The sequence below is a fragment of the Geobacillus sp. TFV-3 genome, assembly GCF_009901865.1.
In the GTDB taxonomy this organism is placed as follows: Bacteria; Bacillota; Bacilli; order Bacillales; family Anoxybacillaceae; genus Geobacillus; species Geobacillus thermoleovorans_A.
The window spans coordinates 1,929,697-1,955,726 of record NZ_MPSP01000001.1 but is presented as its reverse complement, the minus strand read 5'-3'; the positions used below and the strand labels follow the sequence as shown (position 1 = coordinate 1,955,726).

The window sequence follows — 26,030 nt, the reverse complement described above, 5'->3', positions numbered from 1 at the left end:
ATCATAGCACATGTTCAAAAAGAAGGGTATGATGTCGTCTATGCCCGCCGAGTCAAGCGGAAAGGAGAGACAGCGTTCAAAAAAAGGACGGCGTATGTGTTTTACCGCTTGCTGCGGGCATCGACCGACATGGACATTTCGGTCGATGCCGGCGATTTTCGCCTTATTGACCGGAAGGTGTGCAATCAGGTAGTCTATATGAGAGAGCGGAGCCATTTCGTCCCCGGTTTGGTGAGCTGGGTTGGGTTTCGGCAGACGGCGGTCGAATGCAAGCGTGAGCCGCGTCTAGCCGGTGAGACGAAATATCCGCTCAAAAAAATGATCCGGTTTTCGCTCGATGGCATTACGTCGTTTTCGCATAAGCCGCTCAAACTAGCGAGCTTGCTTGGATTTTTGTTGTCGGCGGCGAGTGTCGTCGGTATGATGGTTGTTTTGTACTTGAAATGGTTCACCAATTCGACTGTGCCCGGATGGGCTTCGCTCTTTATGGTGATGCTTCTTTGCAACGGAGTGATGATGACGATGCTTGGCATCATCGGGGAATATATTGGCCGCATTTATGATGAAGTGAAAGGGCGGCCGCTGTATGTCATCAATGAAACGTGAGGGGCGGACAAAGCATGAACGGAAGCCTTCATACATTCCGTAAAGAAAAACAAACCGTATGGCGGTTTGCCATTGTTGGGGCAGGCAATACGGCGGTCGATTTTGCTGTCTTTTTCCTGCTCGCGGCCGCGGGTGTTCCGGCGGCCGCCGCCCAAGTAATTTCCTACGGTGCTGGGATGGCGAACAGCTACATCTGGAACCGGCGCTGGACGTTTGAAGTGAAACGAAAAGCGAACATTGGGGAATTTTTGCGCTTTCTTGTCATCAATGGGTTGTCGCTTGGCGCGTCACTCGTTGTCCTGCTTGCGGCAGAACGGTTGGCGCCGCTCTGGCTGGGGAAAGGCGCGGCAACTATCGCCGGCATGGCGGTGAATTTTGTCGGCAGCCGTTGTTGGGTGTTTGTAGAAAGCACCGAAAAAGGATAAAAGCGATCCGGGAAACCGTCATCCATCCGGATCGCTTTTCTCTTCTTCGATCGAGAGAACCCTTTTCCACAACGCAAAGTGGAGGCAGAAAAACGTTCAAGTAAAGAAGATTCACCTCGGTGAAGCTGCTATACTCGAATTTGCCCTGTCCCGTACACGAGCGATTTCGTCGTCGTGATGGCCACAAGCCCCATCGGGCCGCGGGCGTGCAGCTTTTGCGTGCTGATGCCGATTTCCGCTCCGTAGCCGAACTGTTCGCCGTCGGTGAAGCGGGTGGATGCGTTATGGTACAACACCGCCGCATCGACCGCTTGGAAAAAGCGGCGGACGTTCGCTTCGTTTTCGGTGATGATCGCTTCGGAATGTTTCGTCCCGTAGCGGTGAATGTGGGCAATCGCTTCATCAATATCGGCGACGAGTTTGACTGTCAAAATTGGAGCTAAATATTCCGTATGCCAGTCGTCTTCCGTCGCTTGCTTGATGAACGGGTACGACGAGGCAAGACGGTGGTCGCCGCGCAGTTCGACGCCGCAAGCATGAAGCGTCTCAATCAGCTCGCCTGTGTGCGGCCATGTTTCATGAATGAGCACCGTTTCGACCGCGTTGCAGACGGACGGGCGCTGCAGTTTGGCGTTGAGGACGATGTCGATGGCCATTTGCCGCTCAGCTGATTCATCGATGAAAATATGGCAGTTGCCGACGCCGGTCTCAAGCACTGGCACGGTGGCGTTTTCAACGACTGAACGGATGAGCCCGGCGCCGCCGCGCGGGATGAGAACGTCGAGATACTTGTTTAGGCGAAACATGTGCTGGGCCGTTTCCCGGCTCGTGTCTTCAAGCAACTCAATGGCCGTATCGGGAACGGCCGTCGTGCGAAGCGCTTCTTTCATGACAGCGACAAGCGCTTTGTTCGAATGAAGCGCCGATGTGCTCCCCCGAAGCAAAACCGCGTTGCCGGTTTTCAAACAAAGGCTGGCCGCATCGACCGTGACGTTCGGCCGCGCTTCATACACCATGCCGATCACCCCAAGCGGCACGCGCACCGTTTGGATGCGAAGGCCGTTCGGCCGCATCCACTCGGCGACGATTTCTCCGACCGGGTCAGACAGCGAGGCGACTTGGCGGACGCCGTCGATGATTTGGTCAAGCCGCTCATTCGTGAGCTGGAGCCGGTCAAGCAAAGCGGGGGACAGTCCTTGCTCGCGGCCTTGGGCCATATCTTTCTCGTTTTCTTGTAAAATGAAGGGGCGTTCACGGTCAATGGTTTGGGCGATCTGTTCCAACGCCGCGTTTTTTTCTTCTGTCGACAGCATGGCCAACGTTTGTGACGCCGTTTTCAACCGTTCGGCTTTTTCGAGCAGTTCGCTCATTTCAATACACGCTCCTTTCGCAACGTGACCCAATTGTCGCGGTGAATGACTTCCGGGCGATGCAGGTACGAATATTGCCGGGCTTCTTCGCTCGGCCGGCCTTTCACTTTCTCTAAATCGTCGGCGGCGTAATATACTTGGCCGCGGCCGATCGTCATCCCTTTTTCATTGACGACATCCACGACATCCATGGCGTGAAAATTGCCGGAAACTGCTGTTACGCCGGCGGGAAGCAGGCTTTTCCCACGCATAATCAACGCTTCTTCGGCGCCGCTGTCGACCGTAATCGTGCCGGCGACAGGAGCGTGATAGGCGATCCATTGCTTGTGCATTTGCATTTGTTTTGGGAACGGAGCGCCGATGTACGTGCCGTCGCCTTTTCCTTCTAAAATGTCGGCCAATTTTTCTTTGCCCCTCCCCGTGCCGATAAACACGCTGACGCCAAACGAGAGCGCTTTTCGGGCGGCGAGAAGCTTTGACCGCATCCCTCCGGTGCCGACAGTCGAGCCGCTGCCGCCGGCTGAGGCGAGCATCTCGCTCGTAATCTCTGGCAAAAAGGCGTATTTCTTCGCCCGCGGGTTCGTTTTCGGATTGGCGTCGTACAGCCCGTTAATGTCAGTGAGCAAAACGAGCGCATCGGCATGCAAGAAGCCTGCCACAAGCGCTGACAACATATCATTGTCGCCGAACGTCAACTCTTCGACGGAAACGGAGTCGTTTTCGTTAATGATCGGCACGGCGCCGTGTTCGAGTAATGTGGTGATTGTGGCAAACAAGTTGCGAAACCGTTCGCGGCTGTAAAAATCGCTGCGCGTCAACAATAGCTGGGCGGTCGTGAAGCCGAATTGGGTGAACGCCGAGCTGTACGCCTGCATGAGCAAGCTTTGCCCGACGGCGGCGGCCGCCTGTTTGCCGGCGATCGTCGTCGGCCGCGCCGGGTAGCCGAGCGGTCCGAACCCAGCGGCGACAGCGCCGGACGTGATGAGAATGACGTCATGGCCGAGCTGTTTGAGATAAGCAATGGCTTCGACGTGATCAAACAGTTTGTCATGGCAAAGGCCGCCTTTCGGATCGGTGAGCGAGCTGCTGCCGATTTTGACCACCACGCGCTGCCGTTTCATGGCATCCCTCCTCCTTTGTGCGCAAATCGTAGATCTTTCGGCCCCTTATGAAGCGGACCCATAATAAAAAACGCTTTTCCTCCTTTTTGCAAAAGGACGGAAAAGCGTTCCGCGGTACCACCTTTTTTGGCGCACAAAGCGCCCCCTCTAGCCTATAACGCAGGCGTGCGGCTTATGTTTGCATAAGCGGCCGTCTAGGGCAGGTTCAACCGGCTTCCCGCGAGGAACCTTCCAGCCTGTGGGTTCCACTCTCTGGCGCGTTCCCTCGGTTTACTAGTCCCGTGCCGTTTTCGTGTTTCATTGTCAAGGACGCTGAAGCGATTCATAGTTTGTAAGAAATTATGCCGCCAAATCCCTCCGTTGTCAAGAGGAACGGGTGATGTTGGCGAAGCCTTGGCGGGAGGGAAAAATGAAATCGCTTTCGGAATGTAACTGTTCAGCCATTACATAGAAAAAGTTTACGAGATCGGGTTTATTTCTGCTCCCCTTGTCTATACTAGTACCATCCTAGACAAGGGAGGTGAACACAATGGCAAACGTTGTTTTTGATTTCCAACAAGCGGTCTTCACACTCGAAAGCATGGTCGCAAAAATCGAGCGCCAAGCGCAAACCATCGAAAAACTCATCAAAGAAAACGAGCAGCTAAGACAAGAAAACCAACAATTAAAAGCACGTATTGCAGAATTAGAAGCCCGTACGAAAAAAAACAGCACCAATAGCCATTTGCCGCCGTCTTCTGACCGGTTTGTGGCGAAATCTCCTTCTCGCCAACCGTCGGAGAAACAGCCGGGAGGGCAACTAGGGCATCGAGGAACGACGCTCCGCCAAGTACCGAATCCTGACCATCGAGTCCTTCACCGCGTGACCCAATGCAAAGGTTGTGGTCACTCTTTCAAACATGTCGCTCCGCTTCAAGTAGACATTCGCCAAGTGTTCGACCTCCCAGTGGTTCGAATGGAAGTGACTCAACATGAGCGGGAAATCAAGCGTTGTCCGGAATGCCGACTTGTCCAGCAGGCGGAGTTCCCTTTCTATGCAACCCATCATGTACAATATGGACCGGTCATCACTTCGCTCATTTTATACTGGAATCATGCGCAGTTGATCCCGTGCGAGCGTGTCACGGAGATGGTCAAAGCGCTAGTCGATCATTCGATGAGTGCAGGCACAGTCGTGAACATGACGAGACGATGGCTCCCTGTGTTCGAAGCAGCGCTCGAAGAGATCGAAGCGGCGTTGCTCGCTTCCAAGACGTTGCACGTCGATGAAACGAGCCTGCGTGTGAACAGAAAGAACCAATGGGTGCATGTGTCTTCTACTGCCAAGGTCACCTGATACGGGCTTCATCGTTCCCGTGGAAAGCAAGCGACGGACGACATCGGGCTCTTGCCACGGTACAAAGGAACGATGGTGCACGATGCGTATTCGGTGCACCCGATGTACACAGAGGCGAGCCATGCCCTTTGCCACGCCCATCATCTCCGGGAGCTTCGGGCATATACAGAACTTTACGGTCATTCATGGTCCAAAGAGATGAGCGAAGCGCTGTTGAAGATGAAACAGGCGGTGGAGAACGCGGGCGGAGCGCTGCCGAAGGAGGAAGTCCGGTATTGGGAAGCCGTGTACGACGAGCTTCCAGCGAATGGCCGCCGAGAACTCGAGGAGCGTTGCCGACAAGGCAAGCATGAAGGCGTCCGCAACGCGCAGAATTTCATCCAGCGTCTAGAAAAGCGCAAGCAAGAAGCGCTTCTCTTCCTGCGAAAGAAAGAAGTGCCGTTTGACAACAACCAAGCCGAGCGCGATTTGCGGATGGTGAAAGTCAAACAAAAAATTTCTGGAACGTTTCGTCAGGAAGACGATGCCGAGGCTTTCTGTGTCATTCGCAGCGTCATGTCCACCCTGCAAAAACACGGAAAGCCGGTTTGGGAATCGTTGCAAAGACTTCTAAGTGGGGAGTCTCTCCAAACGATTCTCCATTCCTCCTAGGGCATTTTCGATACGGGAAATGCCCTATTGGTGCTGAATTCTGAAAATCTCGCTAGTATGGGCTGAATGGATACGATATAACTGTTTCTGCTTCCTGGGACAAAATAAACAATGAATTTATAATAACGTCAGTAGAAAAAGATTCAGAAGGAAATGAATTAGTTAAAGAATATGAAGTAGAGTTAAAAGAAGCATCAGAAGATAAAATTGTTGCTGTATTTAAAGATACTGAAACAAACGAAGAATTTGTGGTAAACTCAAATGAAACTCATGCGTCGATGGCATTTCTAGCTCCAATTGGGGTTGTAATAGGTGAAGCGCTTTTATCTCATTTAATTGCTGCATCTGCTGCAGTGGTAATAGCAGGTGTAACATATACTGTTGCAAGTAAAGTTGCCAGTAAATTAAGAAATAAAAGTTATGATCACTATGCAGCTGTGATAAGAAAGGGAGACGTGTATATTGGTAATCCAATATCATACTCAGCCGCAGTTGCTAGAATGAAGTCTGGTGGCGATGTTTGGTCGAAATCATATTCTTTAGCTGCAAAAGTGGCTCGTGGAGCAGGAAATGGTAGGACTCCTGTGGGACCAGAGAGACACGGTAATGGTAAGCCAGGATACTATTGGCATTTTCATACTTATAACAGAAGTGGCGGGCATTCATTCTATTAATTTTAACGTAATTTCCGAAAGAAGTCTCTCGCCTCAAGGAACGTGAAGGGCACAGCCCAGTGAGTAGGCGGGAGATGAATTTCGGTTGCCAATCGCCAACGAATATGATAGTTTATGGTTAGAACGGACACCTTCGGAATGAAGGGAAGCGTAAAGGGTTCTTGTGTGTGGCTTACCGTTCAGCAAACACGCACAAGTCGCTTGAAGCCTCCACCTCTAAGCGAAGTGTAGGTGGCGGGTAGTTCACAGGAGCAGATTCTTATGATTCAAAAATTATTTGATAAATATAAAGAGCTTAAAATTCCAAATAAATTTACACTTCAAGAAGTAGATTCTATACTTAAGGAAAAATATAATGCTGTAGAAATTGATAAACAGCAATATACTCATTTAAAAAAAGATCCTTACATTAATTATGAAAAAATTGCTAAATCTTACAAGTTAGAAGATAAAGATGTTTTAAGCAATCTGTTTAGTGATGAGGAAAAAAATAATTTTATCGAGATTATAAAAGAGAATAGTAATTATCCGATACACCCTGAAGAAGATTACAATAAAGCTCTTGAACAAAGAAATTTACAAGAAGGTAAATTACTCTTAATTTTTCTAGAGTCTGAAGATGGAAAATATATTAGTTCTTTTACATTACAGGGACAATGTGAAAAGCTATACAATGAGCTTGTAGTATTTAAAGGAATAGACCCCGATGAATGTGATATACAAAATGAAAACTTTGTACACTACTTAGAAGCTCTTTTAAAAGCTGGCTATATAAAAGAATAGTCTATTTGTTTAAAAGAAGACAGTGGCTTATTATATGTGCCATCGTCTTTATATTTTCATTACTCGTTTTATAAGATTAAGTTACTGTAGATGAGCGAATTTGCTAACATAAATTGACAATCAAACAAAAAAGGAGACATGAACCGGACTCCTTGGTTCGAATAGATGTGCCAACACTACCCACAAGGAGGTTCATGTCTCATGAATAGATTCGCACATCACCAAGGAATCTACAAGTTTTTCTTCACTTTGGGGTTGACGCTGCAGCTTTCCAAACCGGTGATCAAGCATCTCATTCATATCGTCGATGCCTTGACCACCAAGGGATTCTCGGGAACATTGACCGATATTTATCACTGGAGCTTTCATCCGAATCATCGAACGACGCTTAGTCACTTTTTCACGAAAAGCCCTTGGGATGAGGAACGGCTGCTTGGGAAGCTTCAAGAGTGGATCCTCCGCCGAATCGAGCGAAAGAATCAGCCTCTTTTTGTCTCGATTGATGATACGATTTGCCAAAAAACAAAGCCTTCGTCACGGGCAACGCACGCCATCGAAGGGTGCGACTGGCATGACTCGCACAAGGATCATCAATCGGTCTGGGGGCATTCGCTCGTTTGGCTGATGGTGCACACCTTCACGCAAGCGTTCCCGTTCTCGTTCTGCTTATATGACAAGAAGACGGGAAGAAGCAAAATCGACCTGGCGATCGAGATGCTTTCCTCGCTCAAGGTGAAGCGGGATCAGCCATTGTATGTGCTGATGGACTCTTGGTATCCGTCCAAACAGCTCATCGAAGCCTGTCTGAAAAAGGGATTCCCTATCATCGCGATGCTCAAGACGAATCGGATTCTCTATCCGAACGGCATCGCCATCCAAGCCAAGCAGTTTGCCCGCTATATCGAGCTCAAAGACACCCGCCTCGTCACGGTGGGTCAGGAGCGTTATCGCGTGTATCGCTATGAGGGGGCCATCCATGGCCTCGATGATGCGGTGGTGCTGGCTTGGAAGGCGGATCAGCCGCTGACGCCGGAACATCTCCATGTCGTCTTGAGCACCGATCGGGAGCTCGGCGACGAAGAGATCTTGCGTTACGACGCCCAGCGTTGGACGATCGAATGCTTTTTCCGGCAGGCGAAAGATCAACTGAAGCTCGATGGATATCGGGTTCGCCACATTCGGGCGGTGAAACGGTATTGGGCGGTGGTGCTCTTGGCCTCCGTGTACAGCATCGCCGAATCTCAACAAGACCTCTCCGCCGGACTGGAGCTTCTTCGATCGCGGAAAGGACACAGCCTAGTTGAGTTCATTTACAACGCGGCGAAGCAAGATATTCCCATTAATGTGATCAAAAAACAGCTCTATGTCGCCTAAGGGGTACTCTGTTTGTCTCTTCATACATGGAAATTATTGTAACGAAAATGCTCATCTACAGTTACAAATTTTCTCCCCTACCATACCATGCACTTAAAATCGAGAAATCCTCTATAATAGAGGATTTCTCGATTTTACCATATCATTTTAATTAAAGGAAGATGTTACATATGAAGGCAATATATAAAAATAAAGCATTTCTGTTCATAACCTCGAGTCATTTTATACATAAAATAGCAGAAACTCTTTATGATCTAGCCATCCCTTTACTGGTTTTACATGCGACAGGCTCTTCTTTACTCATGGGAGCAATGTATGCGTTGGGCTTTTTTGCTGAATTTTTAGTTAGCTTCTTTGGTGGAGCAATTGTAGATAGCGTAAATAGAAAGAAGTTGTTAATGTTTATATCCACTCTACAAGCTTTATTCATTAGCATACTTCCTATATCTGCTTCATTTGAATTCTTTAATATAATAATTATTTTTTTAGTTGCGTTTGTTCTTGATATTTGCATCGCTATATATAGAATTGCGGATATATCTATTATTCCTCAATTAGTTGAAAAAAAACATTTACCTGAAGCTAACGGTATTATGCAAATGGCAATTTCTACAGCAGAGGCTATAGGTCCAGCTATATCTGGATTATTAATCTCTGCAATGGGATTATTTAACTCATTGTGGATAAATTTCGCAACTTTTATCATGTTGTTAACTACATTATCTTTAATTAGATATCAAAAAATGAAACCAAACAATAATATTTCTTCTCCTAAACAACTATGGTCTTCGAGCATTCAAGGACTCCACTATACATTAAGAAATCCCTTGTTCAGGTTAATATTAATTTGGAACTTGTTTGTTAACTTTGGACTGAGTGGGGCTGTCCTAATGATTTTGTTTCATTTGAAAGAAATAATAGGTCTAACAAGTTCTGAAATTGGTCTTGTTATGACAATGTCAGCATTAGGAGGAATTACTAGTGGAGCGCTATTCTCAAGGATTCAAGCTATTTTTAGCTCAGGTAAAATGTTATTAATGTCATCATTGACAACTTCTCTAGCATTATTCCTTTTTCCTTTCCAAGATAATTGGTTTTTTTCTGGTATTATGGTCTTTATACTAATGTTCAGTGTAGGACTAAATTCAAGATTAATTCATTTACTATTTCAATCTAGTGTTCCAGCTAATAAATTAGGGAGAGTAATAAGCGCCTCTAGATTAATATCTACCCTCTTAGCTCCTGTCAGTGTGCTCATTGCGGGATTAATTGCAAAAATAAATTCTGATTACGTATTTATTGGCGGCTCCATAATAATCGCTATATCAACCATCATTGCTTTAAATACAAACCTTAAGGAGGCAAACTGGTCTGTAAACGCGAAATCTATTGCGAATACAGAATCACAATAAACATTTTTAATATTTAACTCACATTTCGCACCCTCTCAACGAAAATCAGGAGGATTTTTTCGTTCCGATGTCCAATGAATCCTTGACACACAAGGAAAGTGAAGGAGTTTTTCTCTCATGAACGTTCAAGTCAAAGCGGTCTATCGCAATTCTTATTTGAATATCATAAGTGCTCTAGTCAAGGAACTGGGCCTTCCCCCCGTTGATTGACCATCTCGTTCCCGGCCACCTGCAGTGCCAGACTCGAGCCAGCGATGCCGTTCAGGCCATCATCTTGACTCGACCGACGGGGCAGGCGATTTTTCAGCTGTTTCAATATGTGAACGTCGTCCTGCTGGAGTTGCCGGATGGGCGCATCCCACGCTCACGGGATCGCTCACTCACCCCGGAACAGCGAAGGATTCTGCAGAGGTTAGGGCTGGATGAGAGCATTTACGTGCAACGTCATACGGAACGATCAGCTATGGTAAAAAAAGGATTGCCATCGCTCGTTGTGTTGGTCGAAACGTGATTCTGAAAAACGAAATAAAAAATCCTTTCTTTCTACCCTGTTAGGGTGCGAAATGTGAGTAAATATATCTCCAGATACATCATTTTATTCGCGATTGCCCCCGGCGCACGCTTCTCCGAAATTATGGGGCTGACATGGGATTGCGTTGATTTCAAAAACAAAACAATCACGATTAATAAGACTTGGGACTTTAAAGGGGCAAATGACTTTAGCGATACAAAAACATTTGATTCCAAACGAACGATTACGATTGATGACGAAACGTTAAACATGCTAAAAGAGCTGCGGAAACACCAAAACGAGTTGGCGATGAAAACCGGACTACGAAATACAAAAAACTTAGTGTTCGTTAATACAAAAATGGAAGTCATCACAAATAACGCAGTAAATAAGACGCTACAAGCGTTATGTATATAAATGCACCTTGAAAAGTTAACTTTTCGATTACGCGGCACACCCCAGGCGCCGCAACACTTCCTCCGGGCGTTCCTGAATGTAATGAACAAATCGTTGAACCGCTTGCAGGATCTCGTGGCGGTCTTTGTGAAAGGCGTTGGCGATCACCGTATCCTTCAGCCATTTCCACAAACGCTCGATCGGGTTGAGCTGCGGCGAGCAGGGCGGGAGATACAGGAAATGAAAACATTGTCCTTCTTCTCGCAAAAAGTCCTTCACCATTCGAGCGTGATGAATCCGGACATTGTCCAAGACGAGCGCAATCATCCGGTTGGGATGCCGCTCTTTGAGCAGGCGCAAGAAATCCAAGAACGTCGCGGCGTTGGCGGCTTCTGCTTGGTGAAGCACGATGTCCCCATCGTGGACGTTCACCGCGCCAAATACCGAAACATGGGCATGATGACCGAATGTCGGCACACGTTTTTGACGACCGACCTCGGACCAAGTGGATCGCAAGACATGATAAGAGCGGATATGCGTTTCATCGATGTACAGAAGAACGGCATCTTCTGTCTCCTTGGTGATCAAGTTTTTTTATCAAATCCATTTGCTTTTTAAATTGCTTTTGCTCATCCGGATTCCCTTTCGCCAGCGTGTACGCAGGGCGAGTCCATGACAGACCTTGACGGTGCAGGAGTTTTCGCAGCGCTTCACGGGAAAGGCAAACACCAAAGTGCTTTTCGACATCAGATTGCAGGAGTTTGGTGTTCCACGCCGAAGCGACGTCCCAGCCCAGTTCCGCGGGAGTGGCGGTCAACACAAGCTGTTTGATCTCTTCCTGCTGTTCTTCGGTGAGAAACGGCTCCCGTCCAGGGGCGAAATCCCAATGAAGCAAGAGCTCCAGACCACCTTCGTTGAACAGCGACACATAATGGGAAACGGTTTGTCGGCACACGTTGACCATGGAGGCCGCCTCTTTGCCCAAATCACCTTCCATGACCAAGCGAACGGCCATCACCCGTTGGCGAAGAAGCGCGTTTTTGATTTTCCGTTCCTGTTTGCGAAGCGTCCGTGGCGTCCATCCGTGATCATGGGTGATGTTGAGACGTTTCATGAATGATCCCGCTCCTTTTCCATAGGTTTCCTTAGGAACAGGATAACCGGAGTGTGCACCGGTTATACGAAGGTTAACTTTTTAATGAGCATGTATATAGTACCATCCAAGACAAGGGAGGTGAACACAATGGCAAACGTTGTTTTTGATTTCCAACAAGCGGTCTTCACACTCGAAAGCATGGTGGCCAAAATCGAACACCAAGCCCAAACGATTGAAACACTCATCCGAGAAAACGAGCAGCTAAGACAAGAAAACCAACAACTAAAAACACGTATTGCAGAATTAGAAGCCCGTACGAAAAAAAACAGCACCAATAGCCATTTGCCGCCGTCTTCTGACCGGTTTGCGGCGAAATCTCCTTCTCGCCAACCGTCGGAGAAACAGCCGGGAGGGCAACCGGGGCACCGAGGAACGACGCTCCGCCAAGTACCGAATCCTGACCACCGAGTCCTTCACCTCGTGACCCAATGCAAAGGATGTGGTCACTCTTTCAAACATGTCGCTCCGCTTCAAGTAGACATTCGCCAAGTGTTCGACCTCCCAGTGGTTCGAATGGAAGTGACTCAACACGAACGGGAAGTGAAGGGGTGTCCGAAATGTCATCTCGTCCAGCAGGCAGAGTTCCCTTTTTATGTCACGAATCATGTCCAGTACGGACCAGCCATCACTTCCCTTGTTTTATACTGGAATCATGCGCAGTTGATCCCGTGCGAGCGTGTCACGGAGATGGTCAAAGCGCTAGTCGATCATTCGATGAGTGCAAGCACAGTCGTGAACATGACGGGACGATGGCTCCCTGTGTTCGAAGCAGCGCTCGAAGAGATCGAAGCGGCGTTGCTCGCTTCCAAGACGTTGCACGTCGATGAAACGAGTCTGCGTGTGAACGGAAAGAACCAATGGGTGCATGTGGCTTCCACTGCCAAGGTCACACGATACGGGCTTCATCGTTCCCGTGGAAAGCAAGCGACGGACGACATCGGGATCTTGCCACGGTACAAAGGAACGATGGTGCACGATGCGTATTCGGTGCACCCGATGTACACAGAGGCGAGCCATGCCCTTTGCCACGCCCATCATCTCCGGGAGCTTCGGGCATATACAGAACTTTACGGCCATTCATGGTCGAAAGAGATGAGCGAAGCGCTGTTGAAGATGAAACAGGCGGTGGAGAACGCGGGCGGAGCGCTGCCGGAGGAGGAAGTCCGGTATTGGGAAACCGTGTACGACGAGCTTCTAGCGAATGGTCGCCGAGAACTCGAGGAGCGTTGCCGACAAGGCAAGCATGAAGGCGTCCGCAACGCGCAGAATTTCATCCAGCGTCTAGAAAAGCGCAAGCAAGAAGCGCTTCTCTTCCTGCGAAAGAAAGAAGTGCCGTTTGACAACAACCAAGCCGAGCGCGATTTGCGGATGGTGAAAGTCAAACAAAAAATTTCCGGAACGTTTCGTCAGGAAGACGATGCGGAGGCTTTCTGCACCATTCGCAGCGTCATGTCCACCCTGCAAAAACACGGAAAGCCGGTTTGGGAATCGTTGCAAAGACTTCTAAGTGGGGAGTCTCTTCAAACGATTCTCCATTCCTCCTAGGGCATTTTCGATACGGGAAATGCCCTATTGGTGCTGAATTCTGAAAATCTCGCTAGTATGGGCTGAATGGATACTTCGGAATAAAGTTAATTGTCACTTTATTAAAAAAAGTGGTACAATACTAGCAACCTAGCAATTTACAAGCGATGGAGGGACCAGAATATGAAAAAGCAACGCAGCGACATGATCAAAAAAGGATTCGACCGCGCCCCACACCGGAGTTTGCTGCGGGCGGCCGGCGTGAAAGATGAAGATTTTGACAAACCGTTCATTGCGGTTGTCAATTCGTACATCGATATTATTCCGGGGCATGTCCATTTGCAAGAGTTTGGGAAAATCGTCAAGGAAGCGATTCGCGAGGCGGGCGGCGTGCCGTTTGAAATGAACACGATCGGCGTTGATGACGGTATCGCGATGGGCCATATTGGGATGCGCTATTCGCTTCCGAGCCGGGAAATCATCGCCGATTCGATCGAAACGGTCATCTCGGCGCACTGGTTTGACGGCATGGTTTGTATTCCAAACTGCGATAAAATTACGCCGGGGATGATGATGGCCGCGATGCGGCTCAACATCCCGACGATTTTCGTCAGCGGCGGGCCGATGAAGGCGGGCGTAACGAGCGACGGAAGAAAAATTTCGCTTTCGTCCGTATTTGAAGGGGTTGGGGCGTATTTAGGCGGAACGCTCGATGAAAAAGGGCTGGAAGAACTCGAACGGTACGGCTGTCCGACGTGCGGATCGTGTTCGGGCATGTTTACCGCGAACTCCATGAACTGTTTGGCCGAAGCGCTCGGGTTGGCGCTGCCGGGCAACGGCACGATTTTGGCGGTCGACCCGGCGCGCAAAGAGCTTGTCCGTCAATCGGCGAAGCAGCTCATGTATTTGATCGAGCACGACATCAAACCTCGCGACATCGTCACGGAAAAAGCGATCGACAACGCGTTCGCGCTCGATATGGCGCTCGGCGGCTCGACGAACACCGTGCTCCATACGCTCGCGATCGCCAACGAGGCCGGCATCGACTATTCGCTTGAGCGCATCAACGAAATCGCGGCGCGCGTGCCGCATTTGGCGAAGCTCGCGCCGGCGTCCGATGTGCATTTCATCGAAGACTTGCACGAAGCGGGCGGCGTTTCGGCGGTGTTGAACGAACTGGCGAAAAAAGAAGGCACGCTGCATCTTGACACGCTCACCGTCACCGGCAAAACGCTCGGCGAAAACATCGCCGGTTGCGAAGTGAAAAATTACGATGTCATTCGTCCGATCGACAACCCGTATTCGGAAACGGGCGGGCTCGCCATTTTGTTCGGCAACTTGGCGCCGGACGGCGCGGTCATTAAAACTGGGGCAGTGCAAGGCGGCATCACGCGCCACGAAGGGCCGGCGATCGTGTTTGATTCGCAGGAGGAGGCGCTTGAAGGCATCGCCAGCGGCAAAATCAAGCCGGGTCATGTCGTCGTCATTCGGTACGAAGGGCCAAAAGGCGGCCCCGGCATGCCGGAAATGCTCGCGCCAACGTCGCAAATTGTCGGCATGGGGCTCGGTACGAAGGTAGCGCTTGTCACTGACGGTCGCTTCTCCGGCGCCTCGCGCGGCTTGTCCGTCGGCCACGTTTCGCCCGAAGCGGCGGAAGGCGGACCGATCGCGTTCATCCAAGACGGCGACATCATCGAGATCGACACGGTGAAACGGACGATCAACGTCAAGCTGTCCGATGAGGAGCTCGAACGCCGGAAAGCGAGCTGGAAAGGTTTCGAGCCGAAAGTGAAAACCGGCTACCTCGCCCGCTACTCGAAGCACGTCACATCGGCGAGCACCGGGGGGATTATGAAAATTTAACGTAATTTCCGAAAGAAGTCTCCCGCCTCAAGGAACGTGAAGGGCACAGCCCAGTGAGTAGGCGGGAGATGAATTTCGGTTGCCAATCGCCAACGAATATGATAGTCTATGGTTAGAACGGACACCTTCGGAATGAAGGGAAGCGTAAAGGGTTCTTGTGTGTGGCTTACCGTTCAGCAAACACGCACAAGTCGCTTGAAGCCTCCACCTCTAAGCGAAGTGTAGGTGGCGGGTAGTTCACCACCGTTCCGAAAGAAGCATCCCGCTTCTAAACATAAAGGTGTGCCAGCACCAGTGAAAGCGGGAGATGAATGGCGGCTGCCCATCGATCGCACGGTTGGAGCGGGAACGTTCGCGGAACGAAGGGAAGTATCAAGGGGCGGGTGTCGCATCGTTTGGCGACACACGCACAAGCCGCTTGAAGCCCCCAGCCTCCCAGCAAAGCGCAGGGGACGGATAGTGCACAGAAAGGCGGAGCTGAATCGACGTCAGCTCCGCCTTTTTTTCTATGAATTTAAAAGGAGGAAATCGTGTTTAGAAGGCAACCTAAACGATCTTCAGATGTTACTCGTTTGGCGCTCAAAAAAAGTATTGACACTTTAAAATATTTAGCCTATTTTAAAATTAAATATAATAATTTTAATATATAACGTTTATATAACGTTATATATTTTATAATATTTGAAAGCGTTTTAAAAAGGGGGCGGGAACGATGATTTTGCATGAAATGGAGACGGCCGCACGCAGCGAACTGGAGGCGCTCCAGCTCAAGCGGTTGCGGGCGACGGCGGAGCGTGTGTATGAGCAGGTGCCGTTTTACCGGCAGCGGTTTGATGAACGTGGAGTAAAGCCTGATGATATTCGCACGCTTGAGGATGTGCGCAAACTTCCGTTTACGACAAAACGCGATTTGCGGGACCATTATCCGTTTGGGCTGCTTGCCGTCAGAATCCAAGATTGTGTCCGTGTGCACGCATCAAGCGGCACAAGCGGCAAACCGACGGTGGTTGCTTACACGAAGCAGGACATCGACCATTGGGCCGACATTGTGGCGCGGGCGATCGTCATCGCCGGCGGAAAGCCGGGGGATGTGATTCACAACGCCTATGGATACGGGCTGTTTACCGGCGGCCTTGGGCTGCATTACGGCGGCGAGCGGCTTGGGGCGGTGACGGTGCCGGTATCCGGGGGCAACACCGACCGGCAAGTGATGATCATTGAAGATTTTCAGCCGACCGTTATTTGCGCCACACCGTCCTATGCATTGAACATCGCCGAACGGATGAAAGAGCTCGGCAAAGATCCGCGGAAAACCTCGCTCAAATACGGCATCTTCGGGGCGGAACCGTGGTCCGAGGAAATGAGGCGCACGCTTGAAGAGACGTTTGATATGAAGGCATGTGACATTTACGGACTAAGTGAAGTGATCGGCCCGGGGGTGGCGATGGAGTGCCATGAAGCGCAAAACGGCCTCCATATCGCCGAGGACCATTTCCTTGTTGAAGTGATCGACCCGAAAACGCTCGAGCCGGTGGCGGAAGGGGAGGAAGGAGAGCTTGTGTTTACGAGCTTGACGAAAGAAGCGTTCCCGGTCATCCGCTACCGGACAGGGGATATCGCTTCCGTGACGAGAGAGCGGTGTGCGTGCGGGCGGACGACGGCGCGCATGTCGCGGGTCAAGGGGCGGGTGGATGATATGATCGTCATCCGCGGCGTCAATGTGTTCCCGTCGGAAATTGAGCATCACTTGCTTCGCGTCTCAGAACTGGCTCCACACTATCAGCTGCACCGTCTCCGCTACGGACATTTGGAAGCGCTTGAGCTGCATGTGGAAGTGACCGACCGTTTTTACAGCGAAATCGGTGGAGATTTGCAGAGCGAGCAGGCCGCTATGCTTGCCCGACGCATTCAGTCATTGTTGAAAACGCACTGTCTCATTTCGATTGACGTCCGTCTCCATTCGCCGAAAACGCTCCCGCGCTCGGAAGGAAAAGCGGTGCGCATCGTCGATCGCCGCCATGTGGAAGCGCCTCAATCGATCTGAATGAAAGAAAAAAGATTGCAAATTATATGACATTAAAATATAATAACGTTAAGAAAACGTTATATATTTTTATTGAGAGGTGAATGAGGGATGGCGGCTATGATGACGTTCACCCGCCTGTCGGATGAGGAGAAGTACGAACGGTTTATGCGACGCATCGAGGCGGGGGAAAAGATCGAAGCCGATGACTGGATGCCGGATGAGTATCGGATGACGCTCATCAAGCTCATTGCGATGCATGCGGTGAGTGAAATTATGGGAGCGCTTCCGGAAAAAGAATGGGTGCCGAAAGCGCCGTCGCTGCGCCGCAAACTCGGCATCATGGCGAAGGTGCAGGATGAGATGGGGCACGGCCAGCTGCTGCTTCGGGTGGCGGAAGATTTGATGGCCCCGCTCGGCAAAACGCGGGAAGACATTATCGAAGATTTATTGAACGAACGGTTGAAGTTTCATAACGTGTTTCATATGCCAGCGCCGACATGGGCGGACGCGGGGGTGATCGGGTGGCTCGTCGACGGAGCGGCGATTATGACGCAGACGAACATGCTGGATGCCTCATACGGACCGTACGCGCGGGCGTTGAAACGCATTTGCGCCGAGGAAGTGTTTCACGCCCAGCACGGCGAGTCGATCATTTTGGCGCTCGCCGAGGGTGCGAAGGAGCAAAAAGAGATGCTGCAAGAGGCGCTCAACCGTTGGTGGGAGGCGCTCCTCATGTTTTTCGGCCCGCCGACGGCCGACACGACGGGAACGTCAAAGCAAGACATCACGATCAAATACCGCATCCGCACGAAAACGAACGAACAGCTGCGCCAAGACTTCTTTACGAAATATGTGCCGCGCATTTGGGCGCTTGGGCTGAAGATTCCTGATGAGACCATGCATTTTGACAAAGAGAAGGGCCGATGGATTTATCGGCAGCCGGATTGGGAGCGGTTTAAAGAGATCATCCGCAACAACGGGCCGAAGTCGCAAGAGCGGCTCGAGCTGCGGCGGACGGCGTACAAGCAGAACGCGTGGGTGCGCGAGGCGCTCAGCGCCGCCAGAGAGGCCGGATGAGGAGGGGTGGTCATGGCGGGAAAAGAACAAGGATTTTATCAAGTGTTTGAAGTGTTCAGCCGCAAGACGCCCGATGCGCCGATGCAGCATCAATTCAGCCTGCTTGCCCCCAATGAGGAGATCGCGCTCGTGATGGCGCAGGAAAACTTTATGCGCCGCGAGCCGGTCGCGGACCTTTGGATCGTGAAGCGGGATGATATTCGTCGCATGAGTGAAGAGGAAAAAGCGGCGCTTAAGCGGCTTGACAACAAAGATTACCGGTTGACGCGAGGGTATGCCGACTTAAAGAAACGATGGCGGAAGTATGAACAAAACGCGCTCGACGAGAAGGAAATTTTGTCATGGAAAGGCGAGATTCAGCGATGAGCGAAAAGCTGCTGCACTTTCATCCGGACGGTCGTGAAGCGCTTGTCGAGCTGTTGTTTCAGCTCGCGGATGACGATTTTTTATTGGCTTACCGCGGCTCGGAATGGCTCGGGCTGGCGCCTCACATTGAGGAGGACATCGCGTTTTCTTCGATCAGTCAAGACACGATGGGGCATGCGGCCATGTATTATCACCTGCTTGAAGAAATCGGCTGTGGACCGGCCGATGAGCTGGCGCACGCCCGCCCAGCTCCGGCGCGGCGCAATGCGGTGTTGCTCGAACGCGTGAACGGTCCGGGGCATTATTTGCGCGAACCTCGCTATGATTGGGCGTTTACCGTTGTTCGCCACTATTTTTATACGCAGGCGAAGCGCGTTCGTCTCGAGTCGCTCATAAAAAGCAGCTATGCCCCGCTTGCCGAAGCGGCGGCGAAAATTCAAGTGGAGCTGCATTACCACCTGCTTCATTGGCATACGTGGTTCGTCCAGCTGACGAACGCCCCTGGGGAAGCGCGGACGCGAATGACAAAAGCCATTCAGGACGTGGCCGCTGATTTTGCCGGCGTGTTGACGCTTGGGGCGAAAGGGGCCGACATGGTGCGGCATGGGCTGATTGATGACGAAAAGGTGCTGACGGAAAACACGATCGCCGCGCTGGCTCCAGCCTTCGCTGAAGTCGGACTCGAATGGCCGATGCCGTTTGGCATGAAGCATGGAAACGGCCGCAACGGCGAACATACGCCCGATTTGGATGAGGCGCTCGCGACGTTGTCAGAAGTATACCGCGCCGTCCCGCATGCGGTATGGTAATGTCCGCGCCGCCGTTCCCCAAAGGGCGGCGTTGGGCATGACGCCTCTTGGTGGCGGCGAAGTGCTTGTTCAAGGGGCAAAACGGCGGCGAGTTGGAAAATGTGAGGGAGAACCATGACAAACGAAGACGTTTGGAAAGCGTTAGAAACGGTGAAAGACCCGGAAATCCATTCGATTAGCATTGTCGATCTTGGAATGGTGGAGCAGGTGGACGTTCGGGACGACGCGGTCTCGGTCCGGCTGCTGCCGACGTTTCTTGGATGTCCGGCGCTTGACATCATCCGTGCCCGGGTGGAGGAAGCGGTGAAGCAAGCAGGGGCCTCGGCGGTGGCAGTTGAATTTCTCCGCCATCCGCCGTGGACGTCCGATCGGATCAGCGAAGCGGGACGGGAGCGGCTGAAGCAGTTTGGCATCGCTCCGCCGCCCCGGCAAATGCCGTCAGGGGCATGGCAAGTGGAATGCCCCTATTGCGGGGCGGAGCGGACCATCATGGAAAACTTGTTTGGGCCGACTGCCTGCCGCAGCATTTTCTACTGCAAACAATGCAAAAATCCGTTTGAGGCGATGAAGCCTGTATTGACTTCGGGATAAGAAAAGGGAAAGGAGACGTTCGCGATGTTTAAAATGATCGCCTTGTACAAACAGCCGAAAGACAAGGAGCAGTTTGACGCCCATTACTACGGAACGCATGTGCCGCTGACGAAAAAAATCCCCGGCCTTCGGAAAATCAAAGTGACGAAAATTACGGGGACGCCGATGGGGACGGAAAGCGAGTATTATTTGTTGTGTGAAATGTATTACGACAGCCAAGAGGCGTTTCAAGAGGCGATGAAAACGAAAGAAGCGAAGGCATCGGCAAAAGATGTCATGTCATTTGCCGGCGATCTCGTCACCTTTATGGTCGGTGAGGAAGTGGAACATGAGTGAATGGAATTCCATTGCGGTGCGGCAAGAAGGAGCGGTGGGCGTCATTGAGCTCTTCCGTCCGAATGTATTGAATGCGTTGAGCCGGCAGATGGTGGCGGAAATCGTGGCGGCCGCAGAAGCGTTTGACCGGGATGAAAAGGTGCGTGTCATCGTGCTCACTGGGCGTGGACGGGCGTTTGCGGCGGGGGCGGATATTCAAGAGATGGCGGAAGATGATCCTATTCGTCTTGAGCTATTGAACCAGTTTGCCGATTGGGATCGCCTATCCATTGTGAAGACGCCGATGATCGCCGCTGTAAACGGGTTGGCGCTAGGGGGAGGCTTTGAGTTGGCGCTTTCGTGCGACTTGATCGTCGCCTCGACGGCGGCCGAATTCGGTTTTCCAGAAGTCAACCTCGGCGTTATGCCAGGTGCGGGAGGAACGCAGCGGCTGACGAAGCTCATCGGCCCGAAGCGGGCGCTTGAGTGGCTTTGGACCGGGGCGCGTATGTCGGCGAAAGAAGCGGAGCGGCTCGGGATTGTCAACCGCGTCGTCAGTCCGGAGCTTTTAATGGAAGAAACGATGCGGTTGGCGCGGCGCCTCGCTGAACAGCCGCCGCTCGCCCTTCGGCTGATCAAAGAGGCGGTGCAAAAAGCGGTCGACTATCCGCTGCATGAAGGCATGCAATTTGAGCGGAAAAACTTTTACCTATTGTTCGCCTCGGAAGACCAAAAAGAAGGAATGGCGGCCTTCCTCGAAAAACGGAAGCCGCGCTTCCAAGGAAAATAAGGGGGGCGTTCGATGTACGAAACGATCCATTATGACGTGAAAGGTTCGGTCGCCTGGCTGACGCTCAACCGTCCGGACCAGCTCAACGCGTTCACGGAGCAGATGAACGCGGAAGTGACCAAAGCGCTCAAACAAACAGGGGCGGATCAAAACGTCCGCTGCGTGGTGATCACAGGCGCCGGCCGGGCGTTTTGCGCCGGGGAAGATTTGAGCGGCGTGACGGAAGAAATGGACCATGGCGACGTGTTGCGCACCCGATACGCGCCGATGATGAAAGCGCTTCATCTTCTTGAAAAACCCGTTGTCGCAGCGGTGAACGGGGCGGCGGCCGGCGCGGGCATGAGCTTGGCGCTGGCGTGCGATTTCCGGCTTCTCTCGGAAAAAGCGAGCTTTGCGCCTGCGTTTATTCATGTCGGCCTTGTGCCGGATGCGGGCCATCTCTATTATTTGCCGCGTCTTGTCGGTCGGGCGAAGGCGCTTGAACTTGCGGTGCTCGGGGAAAAAATATCAGCTGAACAGGCAGCTTCGCTCGGATTGGCGACAAACGTGATTCCTCTATCTGCCTGGGAAGAGGAAGTGCAGCGGTTTGCCGAGCGGTTGGCGGCCATGCCGACGAAAGCGATCGGACTGATCAAGCGGCTGCTTCGTGAAAGCGAAGAAACGACGTTTGACCGTTACCTCGAACGGGAGGCGGAATGCCAGCGCATTGCGGGATTGACGGCAGACCACCGTGAAGGCGTCAAGGCGTTCTTTGAAAAACGAAAACCAATATTTCAAGGAAACTAAGCAAGGGGGAACGAAACGATGGCGACTGTCAAACAAAAGAAAATGGAACCGATGCCAACGAAACGCGATTTCTATCATTTGATTATTAATGGAGAACGGGTGGAAAGCGCCTTGGGCGAAACGTTTGTCATCACCAATCCAGCCACTGGCGAACCGGTCGCCCGCGTCGCCAAAGGGACGCGCGAGGATGCCGAACGGGCGGTGCAAGCGGCGCGGCAAGCGTTTGACCGCGGGAAATGGCGGCATTTTCCGGTGCAAAAACGGGCGCGCATCTTGTACCAAATTGCGGCAATCATGCGCGAACGTTTCAACGAGTTGGTGGAACTGGAAATTTTAAATACCGGTAAAGCGTTGTCGGCTGCTCAAGGACAAGTGATGCAAGCGATCGAAGATTTTGAGTTTTTCGCTGGGGCGATCATCGGGCATCGCGGGGCGGTCAACCCGATGCCGGGGTCGTTTCACAACTATACGGAAAAAGAGCCGGTCGGCGTGTGCGCCCAAATCATTCCGTGGAACTATCCGCTCATGATGGCGGCTTGGAAAATCGCGCCCGCCATTGCCGCCGGCTGTTCGGTTGTCGTCAAACCGGCGTCGCTGACGCCGCTCACCTGCCTTGTGCTGGCGGAAATTTGCCATGAGGCTGGCGTGCCGGAAGGGGTCGTCAATGTGGTGACAGGCGCCGGGGCGGAAGTCGGCGATTACCTCGTCGAACACCCGCTCGTCGATAAAGTGGCGTTCACCGGTTCGACGCCGGTCGGAAAGGAAATTATGGAGAAGGCGTCGAAAACATTAAAACGGGTGACGCTCGAGCTGGGCGGCAAATCGCCGAGCCTCGTGTTTGCGGACGCTGATTTAGAGGCGGCTGTCGCGGGTTCGTTGTTCGGCATTTTCTACAACAGCGGCCAATCGTGCGAGGCGCGCTCCCGCTTGTATGTGCATGAAAGCATCTATGACGCGTTTATGGAAGCGTTCGTGGCCAAAACGAAGCAGCTGAAGCTTGGCGATCCGTTTGATGCCGGCACGCATGTCGGAGCGATCATCAGCCGCGGGCAGCTCGAAGTGATTGACGGATACGTGCAATCGGCCGTCGCCGACGGAGCGGAGGTCGCCGCCGGGGGAAAAGAGGCGGTTGTCGCTGGGTTTGAAAACGGTTACTGGTATGAGCCGACGATTTTGACGAACGTGAACCATCAAATGAAAGCGGTTCGAGAAGAAATTTTCGGACCGGTTGTCGTCGTGATGAAATTTCGAGATGAAGCCGAAGCGGTTGAACTGGCGAACGACAGCGACTATGGGCTCGCTGCCGCCATTTGGACGAAAGATCATGGTCGAGCGGTTCGTGTAGCCAAACAGCTGCGCTCCGGCATTGTCATGGTCAACAGCCCATTCTCCGCTTTCCCTGGCACGCCGTTTGGCGGCTACAAACAGTCCGGATTTGGGCGCGAGTTGTCTGTGGAAGCGCTTGATTTGTACACAGAAACGAAGAGCGTGCTGTCGTATTACGGCACGCGTCCGCTGAATCCGTTTGGCGTCTAAGGAAGAGGCCGCCCGCCGCATGCCGGAAGCATCGTACAGCCGGCCGCGTCTTCAAAAGCGCGGCTTGGTCGGCCCAATCGGCTGATCCGGCGGCCAGGCATGGGAAAAACGTGACCGTCCATTCTCGTTCTAGCATGCTATTCATGGCAATGGAAGAAACACGGCTGTTCCGTTTGCCGAGCACCCCGTCGCTCGTGATGGGGTGCCCATTCATTTGACGGCGTCCTCCGCTTGGCGAAAGGAAACGCCGGCTCGATGCACCCGCCGTCTTACATCAACACGCGAGAGGGGGAAGACGATGATCGAACGCCTTGTTGTCGTCGGCAGCGGCGTGATGGGGAGAGGCATTGCTTATGTCGGCGCTGTCGGCGGGTTTCAGACGACGTTAGTTGACGTCAAGCAAGAACAATTGGACAGCGCTCGGAAGGAGATCACTTCTATTTTTGAACAAGCGGTCACTCGAGGAAAATTGACAACAGGAGAGCGGCAAGAAGCCGAGGTGCGTCTGTCGTATTCGCTTGATTTGGCAGCCGCTGTGCGCGATGCCGATTTGGTCATTGAGGCAGTGCCGGAAAAACTCGAGTTGAAAAAACAAGTGTTTGAGACAATTGACGCCCATGCGCCAGCGTCATGCTATTTCGCCACGAACACGTCCACGATGAGCCCGACGGAAATCGGCTCGTTCACGAAGCGGCCGGAGCGGGTGATCGCCATGCACTTTTTCAATCCGGTCCATAAAATGAAGCTGGTGGAAATCATCCGCGGCCTTGAAACGAGCGATGAAACGGCACAAGTGGCGAAAGAAGCCGCCGAGCGAATGGGGAAAGAAACAGTGGTGGTCAATGAATTTCCGGGATTCGTCACGAGCCGGATCAGCGCCCTTGTCGGCAATGAAGCGTTTTATATGCTGCAGGAAGGGGTCGGGACGCCGGAAGAGATCGACAAAGCGATCAAGCTCGGCCTCAACTTCCCGATGGGGCCGTTTGAGCTTGCGGATTTAGTCGGGCTCGATACGAGGCTGAACAACTTAAAATATTTGCACGAAAAACTCGGAGAAAAATACCGTCCGGCGCCGCTGTTGGAGCAATACGTCAAAGCGGGGCGGCTCGGCCGCAAAACAGGCCGCGGCGTCTATGACTATACGAATCGGGAAAACCGCTGATTCACTGGAAAAGGAAGGGAGAAAACATGGGCAGAGAAGTCGTGATTGTGGATGCGGTGCGCACGCCGATTGGCCGCTACAAGGGAGCGCTGAAAGAAGTAAGGCCCGATGATTTGGCGGCTGTTGTCATTCGGGCGCTCATCGAGCGAAACCCGGGATTGCCGGTCGAGCAAATTGATGATGTCGTCTTTGGCAACGCCAACCAGGCCGGCGAGGACAACCGCAACGTCGCCCGCATGGCGGCGCTGTTGGCCGGGCTGCCGATTGAAGTCGCGGGGGTGACGGTCAATCGGCTGTGCGGTTCGGGGCTTGATGCGGTCAATTATGCGGCGCGGGCGGTTTTGGCTGGTGAGGCGGACATCATGATCGCTGGCGGCGTGGAAAGCATGACGCGGGCGCCGTTTGTCATGCCGAAGCCGGCAAGCGATTTCCCGCGCGGCAACATCGAGATGTACGACACGACGATCGGCTGGCGCTTTATCAATCCGAAAATGCACGAAATGTACGGCACCGACAGCATGCCTCAGACGGCGGAAAACGTCGCCAAGCGGTTCGGCATTACGCGCGAGGCGCAAGATGAGTTTGCCTACGAAAGCCAAATGAAAGCAAAGCAAGCGATCGAAACGAATCGGTTTGCGGATGAACTCGTGCCGGTCATTTACCAGGATCGAAAAGGCAACCGCGTCATCGTCGACAAAGATGAGCATCCGCGCCCAGATACGACGTTGGAGAAACTGGCGAAGCTGCCTCCATTGTTTGAAAACGGCACCGTGACGGCCGGCAACTCTTCCGGCGTCAACGACGGAGCCGCGGCGCTGCTAGTCATGAGCGCCGAGAAGGCAAAGGAACTCGGTCTCAAGCCGCTGGCTTCGTATGTCACCTCGGCAGTCGCCGGCGTCGAACCGGCCGTGATGGGAATCGGCCCGGTTTTTGCGACGCGCAAGGCGCTGCGCCGCGCCGGGTTGTCGCTTGATGACATCGGGCTTGTCGAGCTGAACGAAGCGTTTGCTTCACAGGCGCTTGAGTGCATCCGGCAGCTGGAGCTTGACCGGGCGAAAGTGAACGTCAACGGGGGAGCGATCGCCCTTGGCCACCCGCTCGGCGCGAGCGGCGCCCGCATTTTGACGACGTTGATTTACGAAATGCGAAAACGTGGGGTCACCTATGGGTTGGCGACGATGTGCATCGGCGTCGGCCAAGGGATCGCGACGATTGTGAAAAACGCGGACGAACGGTGAGTTTCACCTCGGTGGCTGAACGCTGTCTAGAGGGCCGGCGATCGACGAAAAAGGCGATCCCGGCCCTTTCTTATCAGCGAACGTGCATCATGCGAGGCCCCTATTCACCCAACCGGTGGCTGCTGAACTGGG

General features: G+C 52.3%; 21 protein-coding genes and 6 pseudogenes. 23 read left to right on the top strand and 4 right to left on the bottom strand.

The annotated features are described in order from the left end of the window. Window positions 1-15: 15 nt before the first annotated feature. Together BJQ97_RS09910 and BJQ97_RS09905 are read left to right on the top strand one after the other, a co-directional pair. Window positions 16-649, top strand: a pseudogene (locus BJQ97_RS09910) (glycosyltransferase); the annotation flags it as partial. Continuing rightward, a complete protein-coding gene (locus BJQ97_RS09905; RefSeq protein WP_160156439.1) occupies window positions 621-1,031 on the top strand; it encodes a GtrA family protein in 411 nt (136 codons plus the stop codon). The pseudogene BJQ97_RS09910 and the gene BJQ97_RS09905, both read left to right, overlap by 29 nt. 128 nt (window positions 1,032-1,159) lie before the next feature. Here the strand turns inward: BJQ97_RS09905 and BJQ97_RS09900 are convergent, their stop codons facing one another. Both BJQ97_RS09900 and proB read right to left on the bottom strand, forming a co-directional pair. Beyond that, entirely contained in the window at window positions 1,160-2,401 is a 1,242-nt protein-coding gene (locus tag BJQ97_RS09900) for a glutamate-5-semialdehyde dehydrogenase (RefSeq protein ID WP_160156438.1), read from the bottom strand. Next, on the bottom strand, window positions 2,398-3,522 hold the full coding sequence (gene proB, locus BJQ97_RS09895; RefSeq protein ID WP_160156437.1) for a glutamate 5-kinase: 1,125 nt from the start codon (window positions 3,520-3,522) through the stop codon (window positions 2,398-2,400). Before proB ends, BJQ97_RS09900 begins: the two co-directional genes overlap by 4 nt. A 529-nt stretch (window positions 3,523-4,051) precedes the next feature. Here proB and tnpC (BJQ97_RS09890) point away from each other — a divergent pair. From tnpC (BJQ97_RS09890) to BJQ97_RS09860, 8 genes and pseudogenes are all read left to right on the top strand, one after another. Beyond that, window positions 4,052-5,509 (top strand): annotated as a pseudogene (tnpC, locus tag BJQ97_RS09890) (IS66 family transposase). A gap of 74 nt (window positions 5,510-5,583) precedes the next feature. Further along, a pseudogene (locus BJQ97_RS09885) lies at window positions 5,584-6,183 on the top strand (SAR2788 family putative toxin); the annotation flags it as partial. A gap of 261 nt (window positions 6,184-6,444) precedes the next feature. Continuing rightward, window positions 6,445-6,966, top strand: a complete 522-nt coding sequence (locus BJQ97_RS09880; RefSeq protein WP_008881969.1) for a hypothetical protein — start codon at window positions 6,445-6,447, stop codon at window positions 6,964-6,966. A 201-nt stretch (window positions 6,967-7,167) separates the two neighbouring features. Next, complete coding sequence (locus BJQ97_RS09875) at window positions 7,168-8,340, top strand: IS701 family transposase (protein WP_160156436.1); 1,173 nt, start codon at window positions 7,168-7,170, stop codon at window positions 8,338-8,340. A gap of 170 nt (window positions 8,341-8,510) precedes the next feature. Further along, on the top strand, window positions 8,511-9,752 hold the full coding sequence (locus BJQ97_RS09870) for an MFS transporter (RefSeq protein WP_160156435.1): 1,242 nt from the start codon (window positions 8,511-8,513) through the stop codon (window positions 9,750-9,752). A 117-nt stretch (window positions 9,753-9,869) separates the two neighbouring features. After that, window positions 9,870-10,027: pseudogene (locus tag BJQ97_RS18240) on the top strand (DUF4277 domain-containing protein); the annotation flags it as partial. Further along, window positions 10,027-10,191, top strand: a pseudogene (locus tag BJQ97_RS09865) (IS1634 family transposase); the annotation flags it as partial. The pseudogenes BJQ97_RS18240 and BJQ97_RS09865, both read left to right, overlap by 1 nt. A gap of 132 nt (window positions 10,192-10,323) precedes the next feature. Next, window positions 10,324-10,674, top strand: a pseudogene (locus tag BJQ97_RS09860) (tyrosine-type recombinase/integrase); the annotation flags it as partial. A 33-nt stretch (window positions 10,675-10,707) separates the two neighbouring features. Here BJQ97_RS09860 and BJQ97_RS17410 read toward each other — a convergent pair. Further along, on the bottom strand, window positions 10,708-11,247 hold the full coding sequence (locus tag BJQ97_RS17410; protein ID WP_236567209.1) for an IS630 family transposase: 540 nt from the start codon (window positions 11,245-11,247) through the stop codon (window positions 10,708-10,710). After that, window positions 11,201-11,773 carry a helix-turn-helix domain-containing protein gene (locus tag BJQ97_RS17405; RefSeq protein ID WP_201451679.1) on the bottom strand — a complete coding sequence of 191 codons (573 nt, stop codon included), beginning with the start codon at window positions 11,771-11,773 and terminating at the stop codon, window positions 11,201-11,203. The genes BJQ97_RS17410 and BJQ97_RS17405 overlap by 47 nt, the downstream gene beginning before the upstream one ends. Before the next feature lie 129 nt (window positions 11,774-11,902). Between BJQ97_RS17405 and tnpC (BJQ97_RS09850) the strand changes: the two genes are divergently transcribed. From tnpC (BJQ97_RS09850) to BJQ97_RS09790, 13 genes are all read left to right on the top strand, one after another. After that, a complete protein-coding gene (gene tnpC, locus BJQ97_RS09850) occupies window positions 11,903-13,360 on the top strand; it encodes an IS66 family transposase (protein WP_160156434.1) in 1,458 nt (485 codons plus the stop codon). 162 nt (window positions 13,361-13,522) lie between these two features. Continuing rightward, window positions 13,523-15,202 carry a dihydroxy-acid dehydratase gene (gene ilvD / locus BJQ97_RS09845; RefSeq protein ID WP_160156433.1) on the top strand — a complete coding sequence of 560 codons (1,680 nt, stop codon included), beginning with the start codon at window positions 13,523-13,525 and terminating at the stop codon, window positions 15,200-15,202. 712 nt (window positions 15,203-15,914) lie between these two features. Beyond that, window positions 15,915-17,246 (top strand): phenylacetate--CoA ligase PaaK, encoded by a 1,332-nt coding sequence (gene paaK / locus BJQ97_RS09840; protein WP_160156432.1) that lies wholly within the window; start codon window positions 15,915-15,917, stop codon window positions 17,244-17,246. A 90-nt stretch (window positions 17,247-17,336) separates the two neighbouring features. After that, the gene (paaA, locus tag BJQ97_RS09835) at window positions 17,337-18,305 is read left to right on the top strand and encodes a 1,2-phenylacetyl-CoA epoxidase subunit PaaA (protein WP_160156431.1); all 969 of its coding nucleotides are present in this window, start codon (window positions 17,337-17,339) and stop codon (window positions 18,303-18,305) included. A gap of 12 nt (window positions 18,306-18,317) precedes the next feature. Beyond that, a complete protein-coding gene (paaB, locus tag BJQ97_RS09830) occupies window positions 18,318-18,671 on the top strand; it encodes a 1,2-phenylacetyl-CoA epoxidase subunit PaaB (RefSeq protein ID WP_160156430.1) in 354 nt (117 codons plus the stop codon). Further along, window positions 18,647-19,480, top strand: coding sequence for a 1,2-phenylacetyl-CoA epoxidase subunit PaaC (paaC, locus tag BJQ97_RS09825; protein WP_160156429.1), 834 nt, complete (start codon window positions 18,647-18,649; stop codon window positions 19,478-19,480). The genes paaB and paaC overlap by 25 nt, the downstream gene beginning before the upstream one ends. Before the next feature lie 114 nt (window positions 19,481-19,594). Then, window positions 19,595-20,071: a 1,2-phenylacetyl-CoA epoxidase subunit PaaD gene (gene paaD / locus BJQ97_RS09820; protein WP_160156428.1), complete on the top strand. Its 477-nt coding sequence runs from the start codon at window positions 19,595-19,597 to the stop codon at window positions 20,069-20,071. Between the two features lie 24 nt (window positions 20,072-20,095). Continuing rightward, window positions 20,096-20,407 (top strand): EthD family reductase, encoded by a 312-nt coding sequence (locus tag BJQ97_RS09815; protein WP_066228870.1) that lies wholly within the window; start codon window positions 20,096-20,098, stop codon window positions 20,405-20,407. Then, window positions 20,400-21,176: an enoyl-CoA hydratase/isomerase family protein gene (locus BJQ97_RS09810; RefSeq protein WP_160156427.1), complete on the top strand. Its 777-nt coding sequence runs from the start codon at window positions 20,400-20,402 to the stop codon at window positions 21,174-21,176. Before BJQ97_RS09815 ends, BJQ97_RS09810 begins: the two co-directional genes overlap by 8 nt. Window positions 21,177-21,188: 12 nt before the next feature. Then, window positions 21,189-21,962: an enoyl-CoA hydratase-related protein gene (locus tag BJQ97_RS09805; RefSeq protein ID WP_160156426.1), complete on the top strand. Its 774-nt coding sequence runs from the start codon at window positions 21,189-21,191 to the stop codon at window positions 21,960-21,962. An 18-nt stretch (window positions 21,963-21,980) separates the two neighbouring features. Further along, window positions 21,981-23,498, top strand: a complete 1,518-nt coding sequence (locus tag BJQ97_RS09800; RefSeq protein ID WP_160156425.1) for an aldehyde dehydrogenase family protein — start codon at window positions 21,981-21,983, stop codon at window positions 23,496-23,498. A 298-nt stretch (window positions 23,499-23,796) separates the two neighbouring features. Then, window positions 23,797-24,660, top strand: coding sequence for a 3-hydroxyacyl-CoA dehydrogenase (locus tag BJQ97_RS09795; RefSeq protein WP_160156424.1), 864 nt, complete (start codon window positions 23,797-23,799; stop codon window positions 24,658-24,660). Between the two features lie 26 nt (window positions 24,661-24,686). Further along, window positions 24,687-25,898, top strand: a complete 1,212-nt coding sequence (locus tag BJQ97_RS09790; protein WP_160156423.1) for a thiolase family protein — start codon at window positions 24,687-24,689, stop codon at window positions 25,896-25,898. Window positions 25,899-26,030: the final 132 nt, after the last annotated feature.